The sequence below is a fragment of the Mycobacterium scrofulaceum genome, from assembly GCF_001667885.1.
GTDB lineage: Bacteria > Actinomycetota > Actinomycetes > Mycobacteriales > Mycobacteriaceae > Mycobacterium > Mycobacterium scrofulaceum_C.
This window is the reverse complement of the sequence record NZ_LZJW01000049.1, coordinates 72,713-95,062: the sequence shown is the minus strand read 5'-3', so window position 1 is coordinate 95,062 and position 22,350 is coordinate 72,713. Positions and strand designations below refer to the sequence as shown.

The 22,350-nt window shown below is 69.1% G+C and carries 21 protein-coding genes and 1 tRNA gene; 12 read left to right on the top strand and 10 right to left on the bottom strand.

The window, feature by feature from the left end; translation table 11 throughout:
* Positions 1 to 5 precede the first annotated feature (5 nt).
* The gene (locus A5681_RS06540; RefSeq protein ID WP_067270854.1) at positions 6 to 1,172 is read right to left on the bottom strand and encodes a hypothetical protein; all 1,167 of its coding nucleotides are present in this window, start codon (positions 1,170 to 1,172) and stop codon (positions 6 to 8) included.
* Here A5681_RS06540 and A5681_RS06535 point away from each other — a divergent pair.
* Complete coding sequence (locus tag A5681_RS06535) at positions 1,171 to 1,635, top strand: GatB/YqeY domain-containing protein (RefSeq protein WP_067270850.1); 465 nt, start codon at positions 1,171 to 1,173, stop codon at positions 1,633 to 1,635. The two genes, A5681_RS06540 and A5681_RS06535, sit on opposite strands and share 2 nt — an antisense overlap.
* Here the strand turns inward: A5681_RS06535 and A5681_RS06530 are convergent.
* The 3 genes from A5681_RS06530 to A5681_RS06520 form a co-directional block, all read right to left on the bottom strand.
* A complete protein-coding gene (locus A5681_RS06530) occupies positions 1,619 to 3,328 on the bottom strand; it encodes a selenocysteine-specific translation elongation factor (RefSeq protein WP_067270844.1) in 1,710 nt (569 codons plus the stop codon). The genes A5681_RS06535 and A5681_RS06530 overlap by 17 nt on opposite strands.
* Positions 3,316 to 4,596, bottom strand: coding sequence for an L-seryl-tRNA(Sec) selenium transferase (selA, locus tag A5681_RS06525; protein WP_067270840.1), 1,281 nt, complete (start codon positions 4,594 to 4,596; stop codon positions 3,316 to 3,318). Before selA ends, A5681_RS06530 begins: the two co-directional genes overlap by 13 nt.
* An 18-nt stretch (positions 4,597 to 4,614) precedes the next feature.
* Positions 4,615 to 4,709: transfer RNA gene (locus A5681_RS06520), tRNA-Sec, on the bottom strand.
* A 27-nt stretch (positions 4,710 to 4,736) separates the two neighbouring features.
* Between A5681_RS06520 and selD the strand changes: the two genes are divergently transcribed.
* The 10 genes from selD (at position 4,737) to A5681_RS26320 (ending at position 16,162) form a co-directional block, all read left to right on the top strand.
* Positions 4,737 to 5,729, top strand: a complete 993-nt coding sequence (gene selD / locus A5681_RS06515) for a selenide, water dikinase SelD (RefSeq protein ID WP_067271037.1) — start codon at positions 4,737 to 4,739, stop codon at positions 5,727 to 5,729.
* 39 nt (positions 5,730 to 5,768) lie between these two features.
* The gene (gene fdh, locus A5681_RS06505; RefSeq protein ID WP_197498521.1) at positions 5,769 to 9,056 is read left to right on the top strand and encodes a formate dehydrogenase; all 3,288 of its coding nucleotides are present in this window, start codon (positions 5,769 to 5,771) and stop codon (positions 9,054 to 9,056) included.
* A complete protein-coding gene (locus A5681_RS06500) occupies positions 9,049 to 10,020 on the top strand; it encodes a 4Fe-4S dicluster domain-containing protein (RefSeq protein WP_067270820.1) in 972 nt (323 codons plus the stop codon). Before fdh ends, A5681_RS06500 begins: the two co-directional genes overlap by 8 nt.
* Positions 10,021 to 10,027: 7 nt before the next feature.
* A complete protein-coding gene (gene nrfD, locus A5681_RS06495) occupies positions 10,028 to 11,113 on the top strand; it encodes an NrfD/PsrC family molybdoenzyme membrane anchor subunit (RefSeq protein WP_067270816.1) in 1,086 nt (361 codons plus the stop codon).
* A gap of 154 nt (positions 11,114 to 11,267) precedes the next feature.
* Entirely contained in the window at positions 11,268 to 12,254 is a 987-nt protein-coding gene (locus tag A5681_RS06490) for an LLM class F420-dependent oxidoreductase (RefSeq protein ID WP_067270813.1), read from the top strand.
* Between the two features lie 179 nt (positions 12,255 to 12,433).
* Positions 12,434 to 13,363, top strand: a complete 930-nt coding sequence (locus tag A5681_RS06485; protein WP_067270811.1) for an SRPBCC family protein — start codon at positions 12,434 to 12,436, stop codon at positions 13,361 to 13,363.
* Positions 13,360 to 14,532 carry a zinc-dependent alcohol dehydrogenase gene (locus tag A5681_RS06480; RefSeq protein ID WP_067270808.1) on the top strand — a complete coding sequence of 391 codons (1,173 nt, stop codon included), beginning with the start codon at positions 13,360 to 13,362 and terminating at the stop codon, positions 14,530 to 14,532. The genes A5681_RS06485 and A5681_RS06480 overlap by 4 nt, the downstream gene beginning before the upstream one ends.
* A 44-nt stretch (positions 14,533 to 14,576) precedes the next feature.
* Positions 14,577 to 15,131, top strand: coding sequence for a type 1 glutamine amidotransferase domain-containing protein (locus tag A5681_RS06475; RefSeq protein ID WP_067270805.1), 555 nt, complete (start codon positions 14,577 to 14,579; stop codon positions 15,129 to 15,131).
* Positions 15,132 to 15,230: 99 nt separating this feature from the next.
* Positions 15,231 to 15,920 (top strand): HemK2/MTQ2 family protein methyltransferase, encoded by a 690-nt coding sequence (locus A5681_RS06470; RefSeq protein ID WP_067270803.1) that lies wholly within the window; start codon positions 15,231 to 15,233, stop codon positions 15,918 to 15,920.
* Between the two features lie 62 nt (positions 15,921 to 15,982).
* A complete protein-coding gene (locus A5681_RS26320) occupies positions 15,983 to 16,162 on the top strand; it encodes a CDGSH iron-sulfur domain-containing protein (RefSeq protein WP_331710629.1) in 180 nt (59 codons plus the stop codon).
* Here A5681_RS26320 and A5681_RS06465 read toward each other — a convergent pair.
* Genes A5681_RS06465 through A5681_RS06440 form a run of 6 tightly spaced genes read right to left on the bottom strand, consistent with a single transcriptional unit; the run spans position 16,110 to position 21,725 of the window.
* Positions 16,110 to 17,129 carry an iron-containing redox enzyme family protein gene (locus tag A5681_RS06465; RefSeq protein ID WP_067271033.1) on the bottom strand — a complete coding sequence of 340 codons (1,020 nt, stop codon included), beginning with the start codon at positions 17,127 to 17,129 and terminating at the stop codon, positions 16,110 to 16,112. The two genes, A5681_RS26320 and A5681_RS06465, sit on opposite strands and share 53 nt — an antisense overlap.
* Before the next feature lie 43 nt (positions 17,130 to 17,172).
* Positions 17,173 to 19,395: a SpoIIE family protein phosphatase gene (locus A5681_RS06460; RefSeq protein ID WP_067270801.1), complete on the bottom strand. Its 2,223-nt coding sequence runs from the start codon at positions 19,393 to 19,395 to the stop codon at positions 17,173 to 17,175.
* The gene (locus A5681_RS06455) at positions 19,392 to 20,018 is read right to left on the bottom strand and encodes a SpoIIE family protein phosphatase (RefSeq protein ID WP_067270798.1); all 627 of its coding nucleotides are present in this window, start codon (positions 20,016 to 20,018) and stop codon (positions 19,392 to 19,394) included. The genes A5681_RS06460 and A5681_RS06455 overlap by 4 nt, the downstream gene beginning before the upstream one ends.
* Positions 20,011 to 20,421, bottom strand: a complete 411-nt coding sequence (locus A5681_RS06450) for an anti-sigma regulatory factor (protein WP_067270795.1) — start codon at positions 20,419 to 20,421, stop codon at positions 20,011 to 20,013. The genes A5681_RS06455 and A5681_RS06450 overlap by 8 nt, the downstream gene beginning before the upstream one ends.
* Positions 20,411 to 20,800 (bottom strand): STAS domain-containing protein, encoded by a 390-nt coding sequence (locus A5681_RS06445; RefSeq protein WP_067270791.1) that lies wholly within the window; start codon positions 20,798 to 20,800, stop codon positions 20,411 to 20,413. The genes A5681_RS06450 and A5681_RS06445 overlap by 11 nt, the downstream gene beginning before the upstream one ends.
* Before the next feature lie 22 nt (positions 20,801 to 20,822).
* Positions 20,823 to 21,725: an STAS domain-containing protein gene (locus A5681_RS06440; protein ID WP_067270785.1), complete on the bottom strand. Its 903-nt coding sequence runs from the start codon at positions 21,723 to 21,725 to the stop codon at positions 20,823 to 20,825.
* Positions 21,726 to 21,888: 163 nt separating this feature from the next.
* Here A5681_RS06440 and A5681_RS06435 point away from each other — a divergent pair, with 163 nt between their 5' ends.
* Positions 21,889 to 22,257, top strand: coding sequence for an STAS domain-containing protein (locus tag A5681_RS06435; protein ID WP_231996225.1), 369 nt, complete (start codon positions 21,889 to 21,891; stop codon positions 22,255 to 22,257).
* Positions 22,258 to 22,350 lie beyond the last annotated feature (93 nt).

The following is a 22,350-nucleotide window of genomic DNA, read 5'->3' as shown; positions in this document are numbered from 1 at the left end:
CGTCCTCAGACCGGCCGCGTCAGCCAGAGGTTGTCGGTGGAGGCGGCGGCTGGCCCACCCGCGGCGCCGGTCTGCAGCACCAGATCGAAAGCCTCGGCACGCATTCGGCGATCCGTGTACAGCAGCGCGATGACCCCGGCGCTGAACGGTGCGGTGATGATCTCGCCGATCGCGCCGCCCACCGACGCGACCGCGGTGCTCACCAGGACCGCGGCGGTCGACGAGGTGATCATGAAGAACTGGCTGACGATGTTGAACGGCACCGCGACCGCCCCGCCGATAACGGAGGTCACCAGGAAGGTGAGCAGCCGGATGCCCAGCACCCGCCAGAAGCCGTTGTGGACCAGCCTGAACGATCGGGTGATGGCGTCCAGGACGGGCAGTCGCTCCAACACGATCAGCACGGGCGCGAACGACACCATCGTGTACAGGTACACCAGCAACGCGATCACGGCCAGCGCCAGCGGCAGACCGAGAACGACCACCGCCGCGGCGCGGCCGATGGCCGCCAGCACCCCGATGATCACCGCCACCAGGCCGGCGATGACCGCCAGCGCGGCACCTTCCAGCGCGGCAAGCCCGAGCAGGGGCAGCAGCCGGCCGCGGATCTTGGCCCAGGTTTCCCCCATGGTGATCGGCGTGCCGAATACCGCCCGCCCGACGATGACGGTGAGCATCCCGGACAGCAGCATGCTGCCCAGCCAGGCCACCACCGTGCCGGCGCCCACCGACGTCAACCAGGCGCCGATGACGCCGGTGGTCAGCTGGTCGGCCCGATCGGTCGTCAGCCTGCCGTAGGCGGCCAGCGGTCCGAAGAAGGCGGCCTTGGTGATGATCTGAATGACCACCACCACAATGGCGGTCAGCCCGAGCGTCGCCTTCGGGTTGGCCCGGACGTAGCCGACCGCGCCGTTGAAGATGTCGCCCAGCGTCAGCGGTCGCAGCGGGATGATGCCGGGTTTGACCGCGCCGGGGGCCAGTTGCGGCGGGCGGTAGCCGGGTGGGGGCCCGTATCCCGGTGGCGGGCCAACCGGATAGCCAGGCGGCGGCGCGGTCACCGGGTTCCGCGTTGTTTGCGGGCGGGCCCGTCGTTCGTCATGGGCTCCATCCTGTCGGTGGTCCGGGCATTTCTCAATCATGGTCAGGCGGTCGGCGCGTAGCGTCTCTGGCATGGCCGAACTCAAATCCAGGCTGCGGGCCGACCTTACCGACGCGATGAAGAGTAAGGACAAGCTGCGCACGGCAACCCTGCGCCTACTGCTCGCCGCGATCCAAACCGAGGAAGTCTCCGGCAAACAGGCCAGGGACCTCTCCGACGACGAAGTGATCAAGGTGCTGGCCAGGGAGTCCCGAAAGCGGGCCGAGTCGGCGGAGATCTACACCCAGAACGGCCGCGGGGAACTCGCCGCCAACGAGCACGCCGAGGCGCGGATCATCGACGAATACCTGCCGACGCCGCTCACCGAGGCCGAGCTGGCCGACGTCGCCGACACCGCGATCGCCCAGGTCGCCGAGGAGATCGGCGAACGCCCGAGCATGAAGCAGATGGGCCTGGTGATGAAGGCGGCCACCGCGATCGCGGCCGGCAAGGCCGACGGCGCCCGACTGTCGGCGGCGGTCAAGGAGCGGCTGTAGCCAGCACCACCCGGGTGCCGTCCGGGGCCCGCCTGGTCACGCGCCGGGCGTCGAGCTGCTCGAGAAGCGGAACAGCGACCCGCCGGGTGGTGCCGAGCGCCCGGCGCGCGTCGCTGACGGTGAACGGCTGCGGCAGCCCCGCGAGGACGCCGGCCGCCCGCTCCAGCGCGCCGGCCCCCAGCACGACGCCGTCGGCGATCCTGGCCAGCCGCCCGGCACGCACCGCGGCGGCCAGCTCCCGGGGTCCGAGCTTGAGCTCGGCCAGTTCGTCGGCCTCCGGCGCCCGGAAGGGCTCGGCGGCCAGCCACTCCTCGACCGTGCGCACGGCCTTGTCGACCCGGGCCGGCAGACCCGCGCCCGGCGAACGAACCACCCCGTCGGCCACCTGAAACCCGGTGCCCTCGAGCAGCTTCGGCAGCAGCTCGGCCGCGGGCATCCCGGCCCGCTGCCGCAGCGTCTCCAGCGGCATCCCGGCCGCGACGTCGTGCTCGTCCGCCCAGATCCGCACCGCCGCGATCGCGCGCTCGCGCCGCCCGGCCCACCACTCGGGATCCACCACCCAATCGCCCACCCGCTGGCCGGCGAGCGGCAGGCCCATCGCGCGCAGTTCGTCCGCCCGCGCGCAGGCGGGCGGCCGCGCCGCACCGGTCGCCAACTGCGCGGCCCGCTCCCGGGCGGCGCCCCGGCGGCGCAGCGCCGGCGGCCGGACGTCGAGCACCTTGATTCCCGCCGCGATCCGGTGCTCGCCGGGGTCGCGCAGCAGCCCGACGTCCCCGACGCGCAAGGGCAAGGGCCTCGCCAGGCGCAGCCGGGCCGCCGCGGGCCCGAGCGGACGCACCTGCACCGGCACGGCCGCGGACCCCACGTGCAGCACCAGCTGCCGGTGCAGCGCCCCCGCCGACCGCAGCGCGACGTCGACTTCCGCCGTATCCAGCCACACGCCCGGCGTCCGGACGGTGTCGCCGCGACCGATGTGCTGGCGGTCGACTCCCCGCAGGTTCAGCGCGACGCGCGCCACCGGACCCACCGCCGCCCGGTCGCGGCCCAGCGATTGCAGCCCGCGGACCGTCACGCGCCGGCCGGCGTGCTCCAACTCGTCGCCCACCCGTACCGTGCCCGCCGCGAGGGTGCCGGTCACGACGGTGCCCGCGCCCCGGACGGTGAAACTCCGGTCCACCCACAGCCGCACGTCGGCGCCCGGGTCCGGGGCCGGTAACCGGTCGGTCAGCGCCAGCAGCTCCGCGCGCACTCGCTCCAGGTCGGCCCCGATCGCGACCGGAGCGCCGGCCAACGAGGTGGCGGACAATCTCTCGCGCGCCTGCTCGATGGCCGGGCCGGGATCGGCGAGGTCCGCCTTGCTGATCACCACCAGCGCGTGGCGGACCCCGAGGGCGTCCAGCGCCGCGAGGTGCTCGTCGGACTGCGGCATCCAGCCCTCGGTGGCGGCGACGACGAACAGGACCGCCGGAACCGCGCCGACGCCGGCGAGCATGTTGGCGACGAACCGTTCGTGCCCGGGCACGTCGACGAACGCCAGCTGCCTGCCGCCGATCTCGGTCCACGCGAAGCCGAGGTCGATCGTCAGGCCGCGGCGCCGCTCCTCGTCCAGCCGGTCCGGCCACATTCCGGTGAGCCGGTGCAGCAGGGTCGACTTGCCGTGGTCGACGTGTCCGGCGGTGGCTAAGACGAACATGCCCGCACCGCCGCCGCGAGCAGCGCGTCGTCCTGCGGCGCCACCGTGCGCAGGTCGAGCAGGCAGCGGCCCGCCTCCAGCCGCCCGACGACCGGCGGGCTGGCGGCGCGCAGGGCGGCGGCGAAGGACTCGGGCAGGCTCACCGCGGCGCTGGGCAGCCGCACGTCCGGGGCCCCGCCCCCGCCGACGGCCGAGACGCAGTCCACCGGCTCGGCGTCCGGCAGCGCGGCGGCCAGCGACGCTGCGCGGGCCCGCAATTCGCTCAGGTCGGCGGCCAACGCCTCGGCCACCGGCGGGGGCGGCCCGGTCAGGGTGGCTTCCAGCGCGGCGAGGGTGAGTTTGTCGACGCGCAGCGCGCGTGCCGCCGGGTGGCGGCGCAGCCGCTCGATGAGCTCGGCGTCGCCCAGCAGCAGGCCGGCCTGCGGGCCGCCGAGCAGTTTGTCGCCGCTCGCGGTGACCAGGTCGGCGCCGTCGCGCAGCGTCGATGTGGCGTCGGGCTCGTCGGGCAGCACGGGGTGCGGGCACAGCAATCCGGAGCCGATGTCGACCACCAGCGGCACACCCAGCTTCGCCAGCTCCGCCACGCCGACCGCCGAGGTGAACCCGGTGACGTGGAAGTTGGACGGATGGACCTTCAGGACGAAGCCGGTCTGCGGCCCGATCGCCTCGGCGTAGTCGCGCAGGCTGGTGCGGTTGGTGGTGCCGACCTCGCGCAGCCGCGATCCGGCGGAGGCCAGCAGTTCGGGGATGCGGAACCCGTCGCCGATCTCGACCAGCTCGCCGCGGCTGAGCACGATCTCCTTGCCCGGGGCCAACGTCAGCGCCGTCAGTAACAGCGCGGCGGCGTTGTTGTTCACGACGTGCACGCCGCCGGCGGTGGGCACCGCCCGCGACAGCGCGGCCAGGGCGGCCCGGCCGCGCCGCCCGCGGCGGCCCGTGGTCAGGTCCAGCTCGACGTCCGTGGTCCCGGCCGCCGCGACCACCGCGTCGACCGCGGCCCGCGACAGCGGCGCCCGGCCCAGATTGGTGTGCACGACCACGCCGGTGGCATTGATGACCGGACGCAGGCTCGACGCGGTCGCCGGCAGGGCGGCGACCGCGTGCTCCGCGACCTGCTCGGGGTCGATCTCTCCCGCCCGCGCCCGCTGCTGCGCCTCGGCGATCACGGACTTCACCAGCGAGCGGCCGAGCACGCGCTGGGCTTCGACCAGGCGAGGGTCGGCGAGCAGGGTGTCGGTGCGCGGCACCCGCCGGCGCGGGTCGCTCATGCCGGGCTCGACGAAGTATGGCGGAGGCGGACGGGAATCGAACCCGCCAGCGGCAGCGTCTGCCGTTCGACGGTTTTGAAGACCGCGCCGGTCACCAGACCGGACACGCCTCCTCGGACCATGCCGACAATTATGTATCCGTGACCTATCGACTGACTCAGTACGCCCACGGCGGCGGCTGCGCGTGCAAGATCCCGCCCGGCGAGCTGGAGGACATCGTGCGCGGGCTGGGGGTGGGCGCGCCGCGCGACCCGGTCGGTGAGTTGTTGGTGGGCCTCGATCACGGCGACGACGCCGCCGTGGTGCGCATCGAGCGCGGCACGGCGCTGATCGCGACGACCGACTTCTTCACGCCCGTGGTGGACGACGCCTACGACTGGGGACGCATCGCCGCCACCAACGCGCTGTCCGACGTCTACGCGATGGGCGGGCGTCCGGTGGTGGCGGTGAACCTGCTGGGCTGGCCGCGCGACGTGCTGCCGTTCGAGCTGGCCGCCGAGACGCTGCGCGGCGGGTTGGACGTCTGCGGCCTGGCCGGCTGCCACCTCGCCGGCGGGCACAGCGTCGACGACCCGGAGCCCAAATACGGCCTGGCCGTCACCGGGATCGCGGATCCGAACCGCTTGCTGCGCAACGACTCCGGCAAGCCGGGCACGCCGCTGTCGCTGACCAAGCCGCTGGGCGTCGGGGTGCTCAACAGCAGGCACAAGGCCACCGGCGAGCGCTTCGAGCAGGCGATCGAGGCGATGACCACTTTGAACGCCGAAGCATCCGCCGCGGCGTTGGCGGCCGGTCTCGAATGCGCCACGGACATCACGGGTTTCGGGCTGCTCGGGCACCTGCACAAGCTGGCGCGGGCCAGCGGGGTGACGGCCGTCGTCGAGGCCGCGGCGGTGCCGTATCTGGACGGTGCGCGGGAGGCGCTGGCGGCGGGCTACGTCAGCGGGGGAACCCGGCGCAACCTCGACTGGGTGGCCCCCCACGCCGACCTGTCCGCGGTCGGCGAGGACGACGCCCTGCTGCTCGCCGACGCCCAGACGTCGGGCGGACTGCTGATCGCCGGTGAGATCCCGGGCGCGACCGTGATCGGTGAGCTGGTGCCGCGCGGCGAGCACACGATCGTGGTCCGTTGAGCGGGCGGGGTTTCATGCGCGCGCACTAGGGTAGAAGCCATGGCTATGCGCAAGCTTTTCCTGGAGTGGCCCGTCGTGCGTCAGCTGCGGTCGGGGGACAAGCTCGGCCGCGGGTCGGCGGTCACGTCGAAACAGACCCGCGCCGTCACGCCGCGCACGACGACGGCCGACCGCGTGGTCCAAAGCATCTGTCCGTACTGCGCGGTCGGTTGCGGCCAGAAGGTGTACGTCAAGGACGAGCGGGTGGTCCAGATCGAGGGCGACCCGGACTCGCCGATCTCGCGGGGCCGCTTGTGCCCCAAGGGCGCTGCCAGCGAACAGCTGGTGAACTCGCCCGGCCGGCAGCTGCACGTGCTCTACCGCCCGCCGCGGGCGACCGAATGGCAGCCGCTGGATCTCGACACCGCCATCGACATGGTGGCCGACCGCTTCGTCGAAGCCCGCCGCCACGCCTGGCAGGACATCGACAAGAAGGGCCATCCGCTGCGGCGCACCATGAAGATCGCCGCACTCGGCGGCGCCACACTGGACAACGAAGAGAACTACGTCATCAAGAAGCTCTTCACCGCCGCCGGCGCCATCCAGATCGAGAATCAAGCCCGTATTTGACACAGCTCCACGGTTCCCGGTCTGGGGACCTCCTTCGGGCGCGGTGGCGCCACCCAGACACTGCAAGACATGGCCAACGCCGACTGCATCGTCATCCAGGGCTCCAACATGGCCGAGTGTCATCCCGTCGGGTTCCAATGGGTCGAGGAAGCGAAAGCGCGCGGCGCCAAGGTGATTCACGTCGACCCGCGCTTCACCCGCACTTCGGCGGTCTCCGACAAACACATCCCGATCAGGGCCGGCTCGGACGTGGTGCTGCTCGGCGCCCTGATCAATTACGTCATCTCTCGCGATCTGTGGTTCTCCGAGTACGTGCTGGCGTACACCAACGCGGCCACCTTGATCAATGAGAACTACCGCGACACAGAGGATCTGAGCGGCCTGTTCTCCGGCTACGATCCAGAGACCGGACAGTACGACTCGTCGAGCTGGGCCTACGCCGGACAGGAAGAGGAGGCGAGCCGTCAGGAGCAGGGCGCCAGCGCCTCCGCCCGGGCGGCCGGCGACGTGCACGGCAGCGGTGGTCCACCCCTGCCACACGCCCGCGTGGTTCGCGACGAGACCCTGCAGCATCCCCGAACGGTGTTCCAGATCGTCAAGCGGCATTACGCCCGCTACACGCCGGAGATGGTGCGCGACGTGTGCGGTATCAGCCTCGAGGACTTCGATTACCTGGCGCGCGCGGTCACCGAGAACTCCGGCCGCGAGCGCACCACTTGTTTCGCGTATGCCGTCGGATGGACACAGCACACCCTGGGTGCCCAATTCATCCGCACCGCAACGATTCTGCAGCTGCTGCTGGGCAACGTCGGCCGCCCGGGCGGCGGCATCATGGCGCTGCGGGGGCACGCCACGATCCAAGGGTCGACCGATATTCCGACGCTGTTCAATCTGTTGCCGGGCTACCTGTCGATGCCGAAGGCCGGTGTGCACGACACGTACCGCGAATACATCGAAGCGGTCGGGCCGAAGAACCAAAAGGGTTTCTGGGCCGACGCGGATACCTACATGGTCAGCCTGCTGAAGGCATGGTGGGGTGACGCGGCCCGCGCGGACAACGACTGGGCCTACGACTATCTGCCGCGGCTGTCCGGGCCGCACGGCACCTATCAGACGGTGATGTCGATGCTCGACGACGAGGTCGACGGATACTTCCTGCTCGGCCAGAACCCGGCCGTCGGGTCGGCGCACGGCCGGCTGCAGCGCATGGGTATGTCGCACCTGAAATGGTTGGTGGTCCGCGATCTCAACCTCATCGAGTCGGCCACCTTCTGGAAGGACGGCCCCGAAATCGCTTCCGGCGAGCTGAAGACCGAGGAGATCGAGACCGAGGTATTTTTCTTCCCCGCCGCGACGCATGTCGAGAAGGCCGGCTCCTTCACCCAGACCCAACGCCTCGTGCAGTGGCGGCACAAAGCCGTCGACCCGCCCGGTGACTGCCAAAGCGAGCTGCAGTTCTTCGTCGAGCTGGGCAAGCGAATCCGCCAGCGGCTGGCCGGGTCCACCGACGAGCGCGACCGGCCCCTGCTCGATCTGACCTGGGACTATCCCACCGACGAGCACGGCGAGCCCGACGCCACCGCGGTGCTGGCCGAGATCAGCGGCTGTTACCTGACCGGCCCCAAGGCCGGGCAGCCCGTGCCGGGGTATACCGAACTGGGTGCCGACGGTTCGACATCGTGCGGGTGCTGGATCTACTCGGGCGTGTACGCCGAGGGTGTCAACCAGGCCGCCCGCCGGGCGCCGCTGGGCGGTCCAAGCCCGAGCCAGTCGGAGTGGGGTTGGGCGTGGCCCGCAGACCGGCGGATCCTCTACAACCGGGCCTCGGCCGACCCGGACGGTAAACCGTGGAGCGAGCGCAAGCGCTACATCTGGTGGGACGAGCAGCGCGCCCGCTGGGTGGGCGACGACGTGCCCGACTTTCCCGTCGACCGCGCCCCGCACGTACGGCCGGATCCCGACATCGGCGGCCCGGATGCGTTGGCCGGCGACGACCCCTTCATCATGCAGGCCGACGGCAAGGGCTGGCTGTTCGCGCCGAAGGGTATGGTCGACGGGCCGTTGCCCACGCATTACGAACCGCAGGAGTCGCCGGTCGCGAACGCGTTGTACCCCCAGCAGCGCAATCCGGGGCGAATCACCTTCCCGCGCAAGGACAATCTCAGCGCGCCCAGCGCCGGAGAGCCCGGCGCCGACGTGTATCCGTATGTGTTCACCACCTACCGGCTGACCGAGCATCACACCGCGGGCGGGATGAGCCGGTGGCTGCCCTACCTGTCGGAGCTGCAACCGGAGATGTTCTGCGAGGTTTCGCCGGAGTTGGCGGCCGAACGCGGTCTCGAGCCCTACGGGTGGGCGACGATCATCTCGCCGCGCGCGGCGATCGAGGCCAGGGTGTTGGTCACCAAACGTGTTGCGCCGCTTACGATCGACGGTCACACGGTGCATCAGATCGGCCTCCCATACCACTGGGGCGTCGGCGGCGATGCCGTGGTCAGCGGGGACGCGGCCAACGACCTGCTAGGCGTGACGCTCGACCCCAACGTGCAGATCCAGGAGTCGAAGGCCGGCTCGTGCGACATCCGCCCGGGGCGGCGGCCGCAGGGCGAGGACTTGCTGCGCCTGATCGCCGAATATCAGTCGCGCTCGGGAGCCACCACCGAGACCGGCAACGTACGGATCAGCGACGGCGTCTGGGAGGGGCAAGCCGATGGGTAAGCTGAGCGGACCGACCGACGCGACGAGGGACGCCGGTTGGGTCGAACCCAAGCCGCGCAAGGGTTTCTTCACCGACACCTCGATCTGCATCGGCTGCAAGGCCTGCGAGGTGGCCTGCAAGGAGTGGAACCGCAACCCGCGCGACGGCGACCTGGAACTGCTGGGTTCCTCCTACGACAACACCGGGGCGCTGGGCGCCAGCACCTGGCGCCACGTCGCCTTCGTCGAGCAGGGCCGCGACCGGATCGAGGAGGCACGCGAATCCGGCCGCGCCCTAATCGATTTGGGTATGCCTGCGCTGCCGGGTGCCGCGCCCGCACCGGACCTCACGCCGCCGGATACTCCGGAATTCCGCTGGCTGATGTCGTCGGACGTGTGCAAGCACTGCACCCACGCCGGGTGCCTCGACGTCTGCCCGACGGGTGCGTTGTTCCGCACCGAGTTCGGCACCGTCGTCGTGCAGGCCGACGTCTGCAATGGGTGCGGGACCTGTGTCGCCGGCTGCCCGTTCGGTGTGGTCGAGCGTCGCAGCGACGGCACCTACACGACGCCCGCGCAGCGTGCGGATCGTCCGGCCGAGACGCCCGTGGCCGGGGTGGCGCAGAAGTGCACCCTCTGTTACGACCGGCTCGTCGAGGACCAGATCCCCGCCTGCGCCAAGACCTGCCCGACGACGTCGATCAAGTTCGGTGATCACGACGACCTGGTGGCCACGGCCCGGGAACGGGTCGCGCGGTTGCACGCCCAGGGCCAGACCGAGGCGCGCCTCTACGGCGCCAACGAGCACGACGGCGTGGGCGGCACCGGCTCGATCTTCCTGCTGCTCGACGAGCCGGAGGTCTACGGCCTGCCGCCCGACCCGCGCGTGTGCACGGCCGACCTGCCGCAGATGTTCAAGAGGGCGAGCGTCGCCGCGGCGGGGATGTTCGCCGCCGCGGCGTGGGCGTTCTGGAAGGGCCGGTGAAACACCCATGAGCACTTCGGAATACGACAGCCTGCGCCCGCCGGAGCCTGCGGGCGGCAAGCGGCGCAAAGGCAGGCGGGCGGGCCGCCGGGGCGGGGGCGACGGATCCCGCGAGGTGCCGATGGTCCCCGAAGTCGAATTCAGTTCGTACTACGGGCGTCCGGTGGTCAAGCCCGCGCCATGGGGACATGAAGTCGCCGCCTACCTGTTCCTGGGCGGCGTCGCGGGAGGGTCGGGTCTGCTCGCGGCGGGTGCCCAGCTCACCGGCCGGGACACGTTGCGGCGCAACACCAGACTGTCCGCCCTGATCGCGGTGATGCTGGGCGCGGCGGCGCTGGTCAAGGATCTGGGCCGTCCCGAGCGCTTCGTCAACATGCTGCGGACGGTCAAGCTGACCTCGCCGATGAGCATCGGCTCGTGGATCCTGAGCCTGTTCAGCGCCGGGATCGGCGTCGCCGCGGTCTCCGAGGTCGACCGGATGACCGGTGAGCGAATCCCGTTGGGCCCGTTGCGGCCCGTGCTGCGCGCCGTCGAGGGACCGGCCGGATTGGAAGCCGCCGTGTTCTCCCCGCCGCTCGCCGTCTACACCGCGGTGCTGCTCACCGACACCGCGACCCCGACGTGGAACGCCGCCTACCGGGACCTGCCGTTCGTGTTCGTCAGCTCGGCGAGCCTGGCCGCGTCGGGGCTGGCGATGATCACCACCCCGGTCGCCGAAGCCGGCCCCGCCCGCACGCTGGCCGTCATCGGCGCGATCGGCGACCTGGTCTCCGCACGATTCACCGAATACCGGATGGACCCGGTGACCAGGGAACCGCTGCACCGCGGCAGACCCGGCCGGTTGTTGGCGTGGAGCGAGCGGCTGGCCGCGGCGGGCGGCCTGGGCGCGTTGCTCGGCGGGGGGCACCGCGGTGTCGCCGCCCTGTCCGGGCTGGCGTTGCTGTCGGCGTCGGCGATGCTGCGGTTCGGCTTTTTCGAGGCGGGGCTGGAGTCGACGCGCGACCCCCGCTACACGATCGAGCCGCAGAAACGCCGGCTGGAGGCGCGTCGCGCGGCCGGCGTCACGGGGGACTCGATCACCACCGCGGGCTGACCGGGGCGCGGTTGGTGCCGCCGCTCGCGAGCGTAAGCCCGCTGCGATTCTCGGCCCGATTTTTCGCACTGCGATTACGCTCGCGCGCGCAGGGGCGGCAGCGCCGGGCGTGCGGCGCGGTTTGCGCCGGGCGGACCGGGGTAACTATAGGGACATGACGAAGTTTGGCTACACTCTGATGACCGAGCAGAGTGGACCCAAAGACCTTGTACGACAAGCCGTTTCAGCCGAGGAGCGCGGTTTCGACTTCGAGGTGTGCAGCGACCACTTCTCCCCCTGGCTGACCTCGCAGGGCCATGCGCCCAACGCCTGGACCGTACTGGGCGCGGTGGCGCACGCCACCGAACGGGTCGACCTCTACACCTACGTGACCTGCCCGACGATCCGCTATCACCCGGCCATCGTCGCCCAGCAGGCCGCCACCGTGCAGATCCTGTCCGACGGTCGGTTCACCCTGGGCCTGGGCAGCGGCGAAAACCTCAACGAGCACGTCGTGGGCAAGGGCTGGCCGACCGTCGAGCGCAGGCAGGACATGCTGCGCGAGGCCATCAAGATCATCCGCGAGCTGTTCGGCGGCCAGCTGGTGAACTTCAGCGGCGAATACTTCCAGGTGGACTCCGCGCGCCTGTGGGACGTGCCCGAGGTCCCGGTCGCCATCGCCGTGGCGTTGTCCGGCGACAAGGGCGTCGAGAGATTCGCCAGGCTGGCCGACCACTTCATCGCGGTCGAGCCCGACGGGGAGCTCGTCGACGCCTGGCATGCCGCGCGCCAGGCCGCCAATCTCGCCGGCGGCGGCCGTGTGGTCGGTCAGATCCCGGTGTGCTGGGACCCCGACCGCGACACCGCCATCGAACGCGCCCACGACCAGTTCCGCTGGTTCGCCGGCGGGTGGAAGGTCAACGCCGACCTGCCGACGCCGGCCGGTTTCGCCGGCGCGACTCAGTTCGTCCGCCCCGAAGACGTCGCCGATTCCATCCCCTGCGGGCCCGACCTCGACGCGATCGTCGAGGCCGTGCGGCCGTATTGGGAGGCCGGGTTCACCGACGTGGCCCTCGTCCAGGTCGGCGGCGAATCGCAAGACCTCTTCCTGAAAGAGGCCGCCGAACCTTTGCTTGCCGCACTGCGTAGCGCAGCAAAGTAATCCCACGTTTGGGCGGTATCTGCCCGGGTACCCGGCCTCCATCGTGCGTGCCGGCCGTACGGGTGGCTGAGCCGCGCGACCACCGGCAAGCAGCGCCGGGTGCCCGTTGACCTGCAAAGCAGCTGTCTTGCAGCAACTTTGCCCGAGATGAGTTCGCCGCAAGGCAAGGAGAACTGACGATGGGCGATCGAAACGCCAACACCACCTCCGCGTTGGTCAAGGCGCTCAGCGGCGCCAGCTTCGGGCTGGGCTTGAGCGAGTTGGTGGCCCCCGGGAAAGTTGCTGCGATCGCCGGCGTCGACGACACGGCCCGGTCGCGCCGGGTCATCCGGGCGCTGGGCGCGCGGGAATGCGGCCATGGCGTGGCACTGCTGGGCGGTCCCGACAACATGGTCTGGACGCGGGTGGCCGGTGACGTCCTGGACATGGCGCTGCTGGTGGCCGGGGTGGCCGCCCGCGGCCCGGGCCGGCGCAGGCAGGGCACCATCTCGGCCGTCGTGCTCGCCGGCATCGGCGGACTGGACCTCTACACGGCGCTCCGCACGCTCGACGGCGGCGGCCGCCACGTGAACGGCTCCCGGCATCGCACCTTGCGGGCCGCGGTCACCGTGCGGCGCACGCCGGAGGAGGTGTACCGCTTCTGGCGGGACCTGCAAAACCTGCCCAGCTTCATGCACCACCTGAAGTCGGTCACGCCGACCACCGACGGGCAGTCGCATTGGGTCGCCAACGCCCCGGCCGGCAGGTCGGTGGAGTGGGACGCCCAGATCACCGAGGACGACCCCAACCGGCGGATCGCGTGGCAGTCGCTGCCCGGCTCGGTGATCGAGAACGGCGGCAGCGTCGAGTTCATGCCCACCGCCACCGGCGACGGCACCGAAATTCGCGTCAGGATCGGCTACCACATCCCGGGCGGCCTGTTCGGCAAGGCGGCCGCGAGCCTGTTCGGTGAGTCCCCCGAGCAGCAGGTCAACGACGACCTCCGCCGCTTCAAGCAAATCCTGGAAACCGGGCAGGTGTTGCGTTCGGACGGGTCGCCAGAGGGCACGGCGTCGGCCCGGCAGATGCACCAACAGCCCGCGCAACCGAACAAAGGAGCCAGCGTATGAAGGCCACCGTCTGGGCGGGCCGCAACAGCGTCCAAGTGGAGTCGGTCCCGGATCCGAAGATCCTCAACGATCGCGACGCCATCGTGCGCATCACCTCGACGGCGATCTGCGGTTCAGACCTGCACCTCTATGACGGTTACATCCCCACCGTGAAGCACGGCGACGTGCTGGGGCACGAATTCATGGGCGAGGTGGTCGAAGTCGGCAAGGGGGTCAACAACCTGGCGGTCGGCGACCGGGTGGTGGTCCCGTTCCCGATCGCGTGCGGGGCGTGCTCCGCCTGCCGGCGTGACCTGTACTCGCTGTGCGAAAACTCCAACCCCAACGCCGGCATCGCCGAGAAATTCATGGGCCACTCGCCGGCGGGGCTGTTCGGTTATTCGCACATGCTGGGCGGTTTCGCCGGCGGCCAAGCCGAATACGCGCGGGTGCCATTCGCGGACGTCGGGCCCCTGAAGATCGACGACGACCTGACCGATGAGCAGGTGCTGTTCCTGTCGGACATCTTGCCTACGGGCTACATGGGCGCGGAAATGTGTGACATCACCCCCGGCGACATCGTGGCGGTGTGGGGCGCCGGACCGGTCGGCCTGTTCGCGATCATGAGTGCCTATCTGCTCGGCGCATCGAAAGTCATTGTAGTCGAACAGGTTCCGTATCGGCTCGAGCTTGCCCAGAAGATCGGCGCCGTACCAGTCAACTTCGCCGAGACGTCGGTGCTCGAGGAATTGCGTGACCTCACCGCCGGCCGCGGACCGGACCATTGCATCGACGCCGTCGGCATGGAAGCGCGCAGCGGGTCCACCCCGGTGGATGCCTACGACCGCGTCAAACAGGCCGCCAGGCTGGAAACCGAACGCCCGCATGCCATCCGGGAAGCGGCGATGAGTTGCCGCAACGGCGGCACCCTTTCGATCATCGGGGTGTACGGCGGCCTGATGGACAAGTTCCCCATCGGGGCGGTCATGAACCGGTCGTTGACCATCAAGACCGGTCAGTGTCACGTGCACCGATACATGCGCCCGCTATTGGAGCGGATTCGCAACGGCGACATCGACCCGACCATTGTTGTCAGCCACCACTTGACCCTCGACCAAGCGCCCCACGGCTACGAAATCTTCAAGAACAAAGAGGACCGCTGCACCAAGGTGATCCTCAATCCGACGTAATGGAAAGTCCGTCGAAAGTCTGTCGATAAAAAAGGGGAATAGCCATGTCAAATGAATTGCAAGGCAAGAGGGTCGCGATTCTGGCGGCCGACGGCGTCGAGAAGGTCGAACTCGAGCAGCCCCGCGCCGCCCTGAAAGATGCCGGCGCCCAAGTCGAGCTTCTTTCGCTGAAGACCGGAGAAATCCAGGCCCGCAACCACGACCTCGAGCCGGCCGGAACCTTCACCGTCGACCGGGCGGTGTCGGACGCGTCGGTCTCCGAATTCGACGGCCTGGTGCTTCCGGGCGGCACGGTGAACCCCGACAAGCTACGGTTGGACAACTCCGCGGTCTCCTTCGTGCGCGACTTCGTCGCTTCCGGAAAGCCGGTCGCCGCCATCTGTCACGGCCCGTGGACGCTGGTGGAAGCCGGTGTGGCCGAGGGCCGGACGCTCACGTCTTATCCGTCCATTCGCACCGACCTGCGTAACGCGGGCGCCAACGTCGTTGACGAAGAGGTCGTCGTCGACGGCAATTTGATCTCGAGTCGCTCACCGTCGGACTTGCCGGCATTTTGCGCGACGATTGTCAACCAATTCGCGCATGCAGCCGCTGGTTAGCGGAAAACGGCCTTTCCCCACACCGTTTGAAGGCGACGGTTTGCGGGCATTACTCAGGCCAAGCAGTGATCGCCGCCGCGATCCGTAGAAAGGCCAAAGTTGACCACAACGTATCCAGGACCCGCTGTCTCGGCCGCTTCGAACGTGTATCAGCCCCAGGACGATTCCCGTTTACTGGTGAATGTGATGCAGGACAGTTCGCTCATCCCGGGGCGACGCATTCTCGACTTGTGTACTGGCAGCGGATTCGTCGCGATCGCCGCCGCCGGGATGGGCGGCGCGGACGTGACGGCCTTCGACATCTGCCCGCACGCGGTGGGCTGCTCTCGCAACAATGCGGCCGCCTTGGGTGTGAATGTCGATGTGCGCAAAGGCACCTGGAGCGATGCGCTCGACTGCGCGCCGTTCGACGTCGTCGTGTCGAACCCGCCATACGTGCCGACTCCGCCGAACGGCGACACGGAGTATATCAGCCCCAGCGCGGGTCCGTCGTGGGCATGGAACGCCGGTCCGGATGGCCGGATGGTCTTGGATCCGCTGTGCGAGGCGGCGCCGAAGTTGTTGTGCGACGGGGGATCCCTGCTGCTGGTGCACTCGGCGCTGGCCGGCGTCCAGCAATCACTCGATTCCCTCAAGTGGGCTGGGATGGACGCGAGAGTTGTTGCGTCCAAATGGATACCGTTCGGGCCGGTGATGACGGCCCGGGCGACGTGGCTGGAGAGCGTCGGCCTGATACCCCGCGGACTCCGGGAAGAGGAACTGATCGTGATCCGGGCGGACAAACGGTGACCACCCGCGTACAGGTGGTTGCCGGCGGGCCGGTGCTGGTGTCCGGTCCGGTGCGGATCGAGATGCCGAACGGCGAGGTCGTCGAGTCCGACCGGTTCATGGTGGCGATCTGCACCTGCCGGCGCAGCGAGAAGTACCCGTTGTGCGACACCAGCCATCGCCGATGCCGGAACCTGGCGCGCCGGACCGCTAGTCCAGCGCCCGCCGCAACGACGTCCGACCCTGCTGCCATGACGCCATAACCGCGTCGGCCAAACGGTTTTCGACCGCGGCGTGGGCTCGGATCCCGAACACGATGTCGCGATCGAGCTGCGGCTCCCGGGCGACCATATCCCCGACCACATCGATGCGCACGACGTGCTCGTGCACCGCGTCGGCCTCGACGTGTTCGGCATAGAACTCGACGCAGGCCGCCGGCGCGCCCATGCGCTGCAGCGCCCGCACCATGCGGCGGGATCCCGGCGGCGAGGTGATCTCCGTGGAGGCGAAGTGCCCGATCGCCGCGCCGCGCAGCTCGCGGTGCAGCCCGAACAGTGACATCAGGTTGACCGCCGCCAGCGCTTCGGCGGGGACCGCGTCCACGTAGGCCAGATACGTCGCGTCCAGATTCGCGGCCGCCATCAAATCGGCGAAGAGCTGCTGATGCAGCCGCGGGCCTTGCCCGGCGCCGTATTCATCGAATTCGATTGCCACGAAAGCCGCTTTCGCGACGCCCATCAGACGCGGAATGGCCCACGCATGCGGGTCGCCCTCCTTGAGGTGATACACCGAGCGGTGCACGAAGTATTCGCGCATCTGCTGCCAGGTGCCGCTGTCGCGCAGGTAATACGACGGGCCGGTGCCGTCGGCGGGCTCGACCGAAATGGCGTCCATCTCGGCGGCCGCCGTGTGATCGGGTGCGAGGGGTCCGACGTCGCGGCGCACCCCGGCCAGGAAGACGCGCTCCAGTTCGCCGCGTAACGCCAGCAGCGCCGGATTCCATTCCCAGCTGGGGTCCACGCCCGCGAAGCCCCGGTAGTGCAACTCGTAGCACATGCACAGCGCCAGCTGCAGATCCAGCCCGTAAGGGTCCGAGTCGCGAACGGACGCGCCGATGCGGGTCAGGTGGTCGTGTGACGGCGGCCCCGTCAGGGCGCGACGAACCGCGGTCGACAGCGGCCCGTGTGCCGCAGGCAGGGCGGGTTCGATCGAAATTGATGCGCGGGTCACGCCCACGACTACCCCCTATCCCGGGGCGACAAACGGTGCTCGGTCACTCCCGCTCGGCCGCGGCGGGCACGCGAAAGGTGATTTCGGCGGTAGTGCCGGTGGGAGTGCAGTCCATCTCCATCGCGTTGCTGAGCGCCCTCATCAGCAACAGACCCCGGCCCCCGTTTCCCGGGTCGGCGGCCGGCGTCTTCCACGAGCCCTGGTCGGTGATCCGCGCGCGGATCTCGTCGTCTGCGAGCTCGACGTCGAGGGTCATCGCGCCGACCGGTTGTCCGGAATACGCGTGTTCAACGCAGTTCGTGCAGGCCTCATTGACGACGAGCACGATATCGGCTCCGAGTTCGTCGGGCACACCGGCGCTGTTCAGCCAATCGACCAACCGATGCCGAACGCCGACCAATCGCTCTGCGCTGGCCTCGGCCTCGATCCGCAGGGGGGACTGCTGGTGCCGGTAGATCACCATCGCCACATCGTCGTCATACCCAGACGGAGGGGCCAACTCACGCAAAACCGCATCGGCAACGGAATCCAGCGGCAGCGTCGTCGTCTTCACCAGGACCGCCGCGGCCCGGTTGATCCCATCGTCGATGGATTCGTGCTTGCGCTCCACCAGCCCGTCGGTGAACAGCATCAGGGTGGAACCGCGCGGCAGTACGCGACTGGTCTGCGGACGCGGTTCCGCGCGGCGCACGGCCAGCGGCACCGACGCTGCGTCGGTCAACATCACGGTGGTGTCGGGTTCCGGCCCCACCAGGAGGGCTGGCATGTGGCCGGCGCTGCTGTACTGCAGGTCCCCGGATTCGGTGTCCAGGATGGCCAGGAAAACGGTGGTGCAGTATGCGTTCGGGATGAGCGAGGCCGCCGAGTCCAGCTGTTCGAGCAACAGGGCGGGCTCGGCCCCGTTGATCAGCAGCGCCCGCGCGGAGCTGCGCAGCTGACCCATGATCGCGGCCGCCGGCAGGCCACGGCCGACGCAGTCGCCGACCACGATGCCGATGCGGTGGTCGCCGATCGGCAGCACGTCGTACCAGTCGCCGCCGATCTCCAACGGCGGGACGGCGGGTTCGTAGCGCACGACGAAGCCCGGCGGCGGCTCCATCGTCGGCAGCAGGGCGCGCTGCAAGGTCAGCGACGTCTCGCGGGCGCTCTCGAACTGGCGGACGTGTTGCATAGCCAGGCTGAGGTGTCCGATGAGGACCGTGACCAGCAGCCGGTCTTCGGCACTGATCCAGCGTGGCGAGCGCAGTTCCAACCACAACGCCAGGTCACCCGCGCCGGAGAGCACGGCCACCAAACCCTGTGCCTTGCCGGGGTTGTCGGGCCGCTCGACCGTTCTCGCCGTCAGCGGCAGCTGATGACGGGCGTCCTCAAACGTTTGGCGCAGCCACGGATCCAGCCTGCGCCAAGGTATTTGGGACGGCTCGCCCGCCACCTGCACGGTCGGTTCACCCTCGCCGGTCGGCCATGAGATTGCGACCACGCGTTGCACGTCGATCGCCGTGCTGCACTCGTCCAGTGTGATGGACAGCAGCTCATCCACGCTCTTGGCCACCGCCACCGCCGTCGCCAGGCGCAGGACCGCGCTTTCCCTTGCGGCGAAGGCCCGTTCGGCGGTGATGTCACGGATCGTTCCCACGAAGACGTCCTGGTCGCTGCCGCTGCCCTGAACGGCGTTGATGCTGACCGTCACCCAGACCAGGTGCCCGTCGCGGTGCCGGATGGGGGTCTCGTAGGCGGTCGCGCCGATGCTCTGAACCAGCGCCTGTTGTTGGGTGGCGCCCTTCTGGTCGACCAGCCACGGGTGTGGCCACCGGTAGGGCAGACCCTCCGCCGGATAACCCAGGATCTCGATCAGGGCGCTGTTCATTTCGATCACGGAGCCCTCGTGATCGGCGACGAAGAATCCCTCCTGCAACGAATTGACAAGCGCCGTGCGGAATCTGTCACGATCGGCCAGACCCTCGGCGCGCGCACGCTCGCGCGCGAAGCGCCTGGTGCCGTCCAGGAATCCCCGCGTGGCGATGTCGAGGGGGACCAGCATCTGCAAGAGAAATTCCAGCGCGATCGGCGCGTCGATCTGAATGTCCTTGGCCAGACCGAGGATCAGCTGGACGTGCCGCTCGATGATCGCGAGCAGGCTGACTTCCTCTTGCAGGGCCCGCCGACCGAGTTCGTACGCGACGGCCAGGCTGTCCTCGTCCCGCGCCGCCATGTAGGCGCGCAACGCCGCGGCGTACTCGGCGTGAAAGTCGTCGCTGTCGCTCACGACGACACCCCCCGATGACGAGCCGCCAGCACCATCGCGTCGTCGGTTTCCTTGGCGTCCTTGCCGAGCAGCTCCTCGGCGATGACAACGGCGGTGGCCGAGAAGTCGATGTGGTCGAGGTAGTTCTCGGTGATGCCGTCGGTACTTATCACCAAGAGGTCGCCCGGCCGCATCGAAATGACCTGTGCTGGTTTGATTTCCGGGATGCGATAGCCGACGATTCCCGCGGTCAGCCGCGCGCTGGATCGGATCTGCACGCCGGTCGGGGACTTGGCCACCAGGTCGGCGGTGACGTTGCCGACGCCGGTCCAGGTCAGCGTGTTGGCCGCGAAGTCGACCCGCGCCAGGGTCATCGCGACCCCCCTGGTGCCCTCGAGGACGCGGTGACACAGCTGGATCAGCACCTCCAATCGCTCGGTGCTGGAGCGCGTGACGGCTTCGACGGCGCGCAGCGCGGCGGCCGCGGCTTCCGGGCCGTGGCCGAGGCCGTCCACCACGCCGAACAGAGCGGCGGCGCCGTCGATGTCGAGGGCGAGACCCCGGTCGCCCGAGGTGTATTCGCTGGGCAGGGGGCGCCCCGCCCTCGCCCACTCGATGGGACCGAACCTGCCGTTCTCATGCATGGGGCGGCACCCATTTCCACATCTCGACGACCGTCCCCTTGCCGAGCTCCGACTCCACGAACAGCCTGTCCATCAGCCGGCGGGAGCCGGGCAGGCCCATCCCCAGCCCGCGCCCGGTCGAATATCCGTCTTCCATCGCCCGTTCGATGTCGGCGATGCCCGGGCCCTCGTCCTCGGCGCGCACCACCAGGGCCTTGCGGCCCTCCCGGTCGGCCACGAACACCCGGACCGCGCCCCGGCCGGCGTAGCTGGTGATGTTTCGTGCGATCTCGGAGATCGCCGTGGCGATCATCGTGACGTCGGTGAGGGAGAATCCCAGATCGAGGGCGAGTTGATGTCCGGCTTTGCGAGCTTCGACGATGTCGTCGGAATTGTCGATGTCGACGACGATATCAGCCGCCACCGTCGCGCCCGATCGTTGGTTTCCGTTGCGCCAGTTGGCGGTTCAGCAGCGCCAAGCCCTCTTCGAGGTCGAGCGCGGTGTTCATGTCGTCGAACGCCAACCCCAGCTGGACCATGGCGAAGGCCACCTCCGGCTGCAGCCCGACGATCACCGTGTCCGCGCCGCGCAACCGGGTCATGTGCGCGATCGTGCGAAGCGACCGGGCCGCGAAGGAGTCCATCACGTCGATGGCGGTGACGTCGACGATGATGCCCTGCGCGCGGAACCGGCTGACCCGCTCCATCAGGTCGTAGCGCAGCCGCTCGGCGTCGGAATCGCTGAGCGCGGCCTGCACCGAGGCGATGAGAATCGCACCCTGTTTCAGAATCGGTACCGGCATGGGGCGCTCGCGTTCCTAATGTCTAGCCTGGCTGCTCACCGGTGCGGGAGACCTCGTAGCCCAGCAGTCGCTCGGCTTCCTCGATGCCTCCTTGCAGGTCGCCGACCGCGTTCATCTTGGACAGGTCAAGGCCGATCGTCACCAGCGTCAAGGCGATTTCGGAGGACAGGCCGGTGATGATGACGCTGGCGCCCATCAGGCCCGACGCGTCGACCGTCTGGACCAGGTGGTTGGCCACCGTGGAGTCGATGGTCGGCACACCGGTGATGTCGATGACCACCACTTTCGCGCGGTTCGCGCGGATGGCTCTCAGCAGCTGCTCGGTGACCTGGCGGGCGCGCTGGGAATCGAGCACGCCGATGATCGGCAGGATCAGCAGCTGCTCACGCACCTGCAGCACCGGCGTCGACAGCTCGCGGATCGCCTCCTGCTGCTGGCGGATGATGCGCTCGCGTTCCTGCACGAAGCTGACGGCCACGGTATTGGCGATGCGGTTGGCCGCCGGTTCATAGGCGTCCAGCACCCGGTTGAGCATCTCGAATTCGGCTTGGTACTTCTCGAACAAGGAGCGCGCCAGCACGTCGCGCAGCAACAACACGATGCCGACGACCTCGTCGGTTTCCACGCCCCGCGGAATGATGCGCTCGGAGAGGTCGCGCGCGTAAGCCTGCAGCGCCTCGACGCTACCGGTCTCGAGGACCTCCACGTAGTTGTCGTAGACGGCGGTCGCCTCGGAGAACAGCTCCTCGGGCGTCATTGCGGTGAGCAATTCGGCCTCGGTGATCCTGCGCGCCCATTCCTCGCGCAGCACCGTTCGGTTCTGCCGCAGATGCTGGACGAGCTGGGGCAGTAGGCCCTCACTGGAAATGCCGACCGCCTGGGCGGTGGCGCCCGCGCTGCTGAACTCCGACGGCGAATCTGACATGTGGCCTCCCGAGTACCGGTCCGCGCCCCGCCGTGTGCAGGCTCGATTTTGCGAGACTAGCGTGGGTTGTCGCGGGGCAGGTGTTGAGGGCATATTCTTCTCGCAGTTCGCAACGCAGGCTAGGCTTGCACCACACTTAAAGCCCAGGGACAAAGGATCGCCATTGTCAGCTCCTGATTCGATTACCACGTTGGTTGAGGACCACGATGGCGTGTCCGTGGTCAGTGTCAGCGGCGAAATCGATTTGGTCACGGCGCCGGCCCTGGAGCAGGCGATCGGCTCGGTAGTTGCGGAGAACCCGGCGGCACTGGTCATCGATCTTTCGGCGGTGGAGTTCCTCGGCTCGGTGGGGCTGAAGATCCTGGCGGCGACGTACGAGAGGCTGGGCAAGGCGACCGGGTTCGGTGTGGTCGCGCGCGGTCCGGCCACGAGGCGGCCGATTCATCTGACCGGGCTGGACAAGACGTTCCCACTGCACCCGACGCTGGATGACGCCCTGACCGCGGTGCGGGACGACAATATCAACCGCTAGGCGCTTCCAAATCGTCGACGCTTGCGGGACAACGCATTTGGTGGAATTGGATTGCAAATAGGCGGCCCGCCGAAGGCAATTCGAATTCAATAA

Excerpts from the sequence above, each read along its gene's own strand:
- A5681_RS06445 (WP_067270791.1), bottom strand. The coding sequence starts at position 20,800 with ATGCCGGTACCGATTCTGAAACAGGGTGCGATTCTCATCGCCTCGGTG.
- A5681_RS26320 (WP_331710629.1), top strand. The coding sequence starts at position 15,983 with ATGCCGAACGGCGAGGTCGTCGAGTCCGACCGGTTCATGGTGGCGATC.
- A5681_RS06490 (WP_067270813.1), top strand. The coding sequence starts at position 11,268 with ATGACGAAGTTTGGCTACACTCTGATGACCGAGCAGAGTGGACCCAAA.
- A5681_RS06530 (WP_067270844.1), bottom strand. The coding sequence starts at position 3,328 with ATGTTCGTCTTAGCCACCGCCGGACACGTCGACCACGGCAAGTCGACC.
- A5681_RS06475 (WP_067270805.1), top strand. The coding sequence starts at position 14,577 with ATGTCAAATGAATTGCAAGGCAAGAGGGTCGCGATTCTGGCGGCCGAC.
- nrfD (WP_067270816.1), top strand. The coding sequence starts at position 10,028 with ATGAGCACTTCGGAATACGACAGCCTGCGCCCGCCGGAGCCTGCGGGC.
- selA (WP_067270840.1), bottom strand. The coding sequence starts at position 4,596 with ATGAGCGACCCGCGCCGGCGGGTGCCGCGCACCGACACCCTGCTCGCC.
- A5681_RS06455 (WP_067270798.1), bottom strand. The coding sequence starts at position 20,018 with ATGCATGAGAACGGCAGGTTCGGTCCCATCGAGTGGGCGAGGGCGGGG.
- A5681_RS06480 (WP_067270808.1), top strand. The coding sequence starts at position 13,360 with ATGAAGGCCACCGTCTGGGCGGGCCGCAACAGCGTCCAAGTGGAGTCG.
- A5681_RS06535 (WP_067270850.1), top strand. The coding sequence starts at position 1,171 with ATGGCCGAACTCAAATCCAGGCTGCGGGCCGACCTTACCGACGCGATG.
- A5681_RS06440 (WP_067270785.1), bottom strand. The coding sequence starts at position 21,725 with ATGTCAGATTCGCCGTCGGAGTTCAGCAGCGCGGGCGCCACCGCCCAG.
- A5681_RS06540 (WP_067270854.1), bottom strand. The coding sequence starts at position 1,172 with ATGCCAGAGACGCTACGCGCCGACCGCCTGACCATGATTGAGAAATGC.
- A5681_RS06500 (WP_067270820.1), top strand. The coding sequence starts at position 9,049 with ATGGGTAAGCTGAGCGGACCGACCGACGCGACGAGGGACGCCGGTTGG.
- A5681_RS06485 (WP_067270811.1), top strand. The coding sequence starts at position 12,434 with ATGGGCGATCGAAACGCCAACACCACCTCCGCGTTGGTCAAGGCGCTC.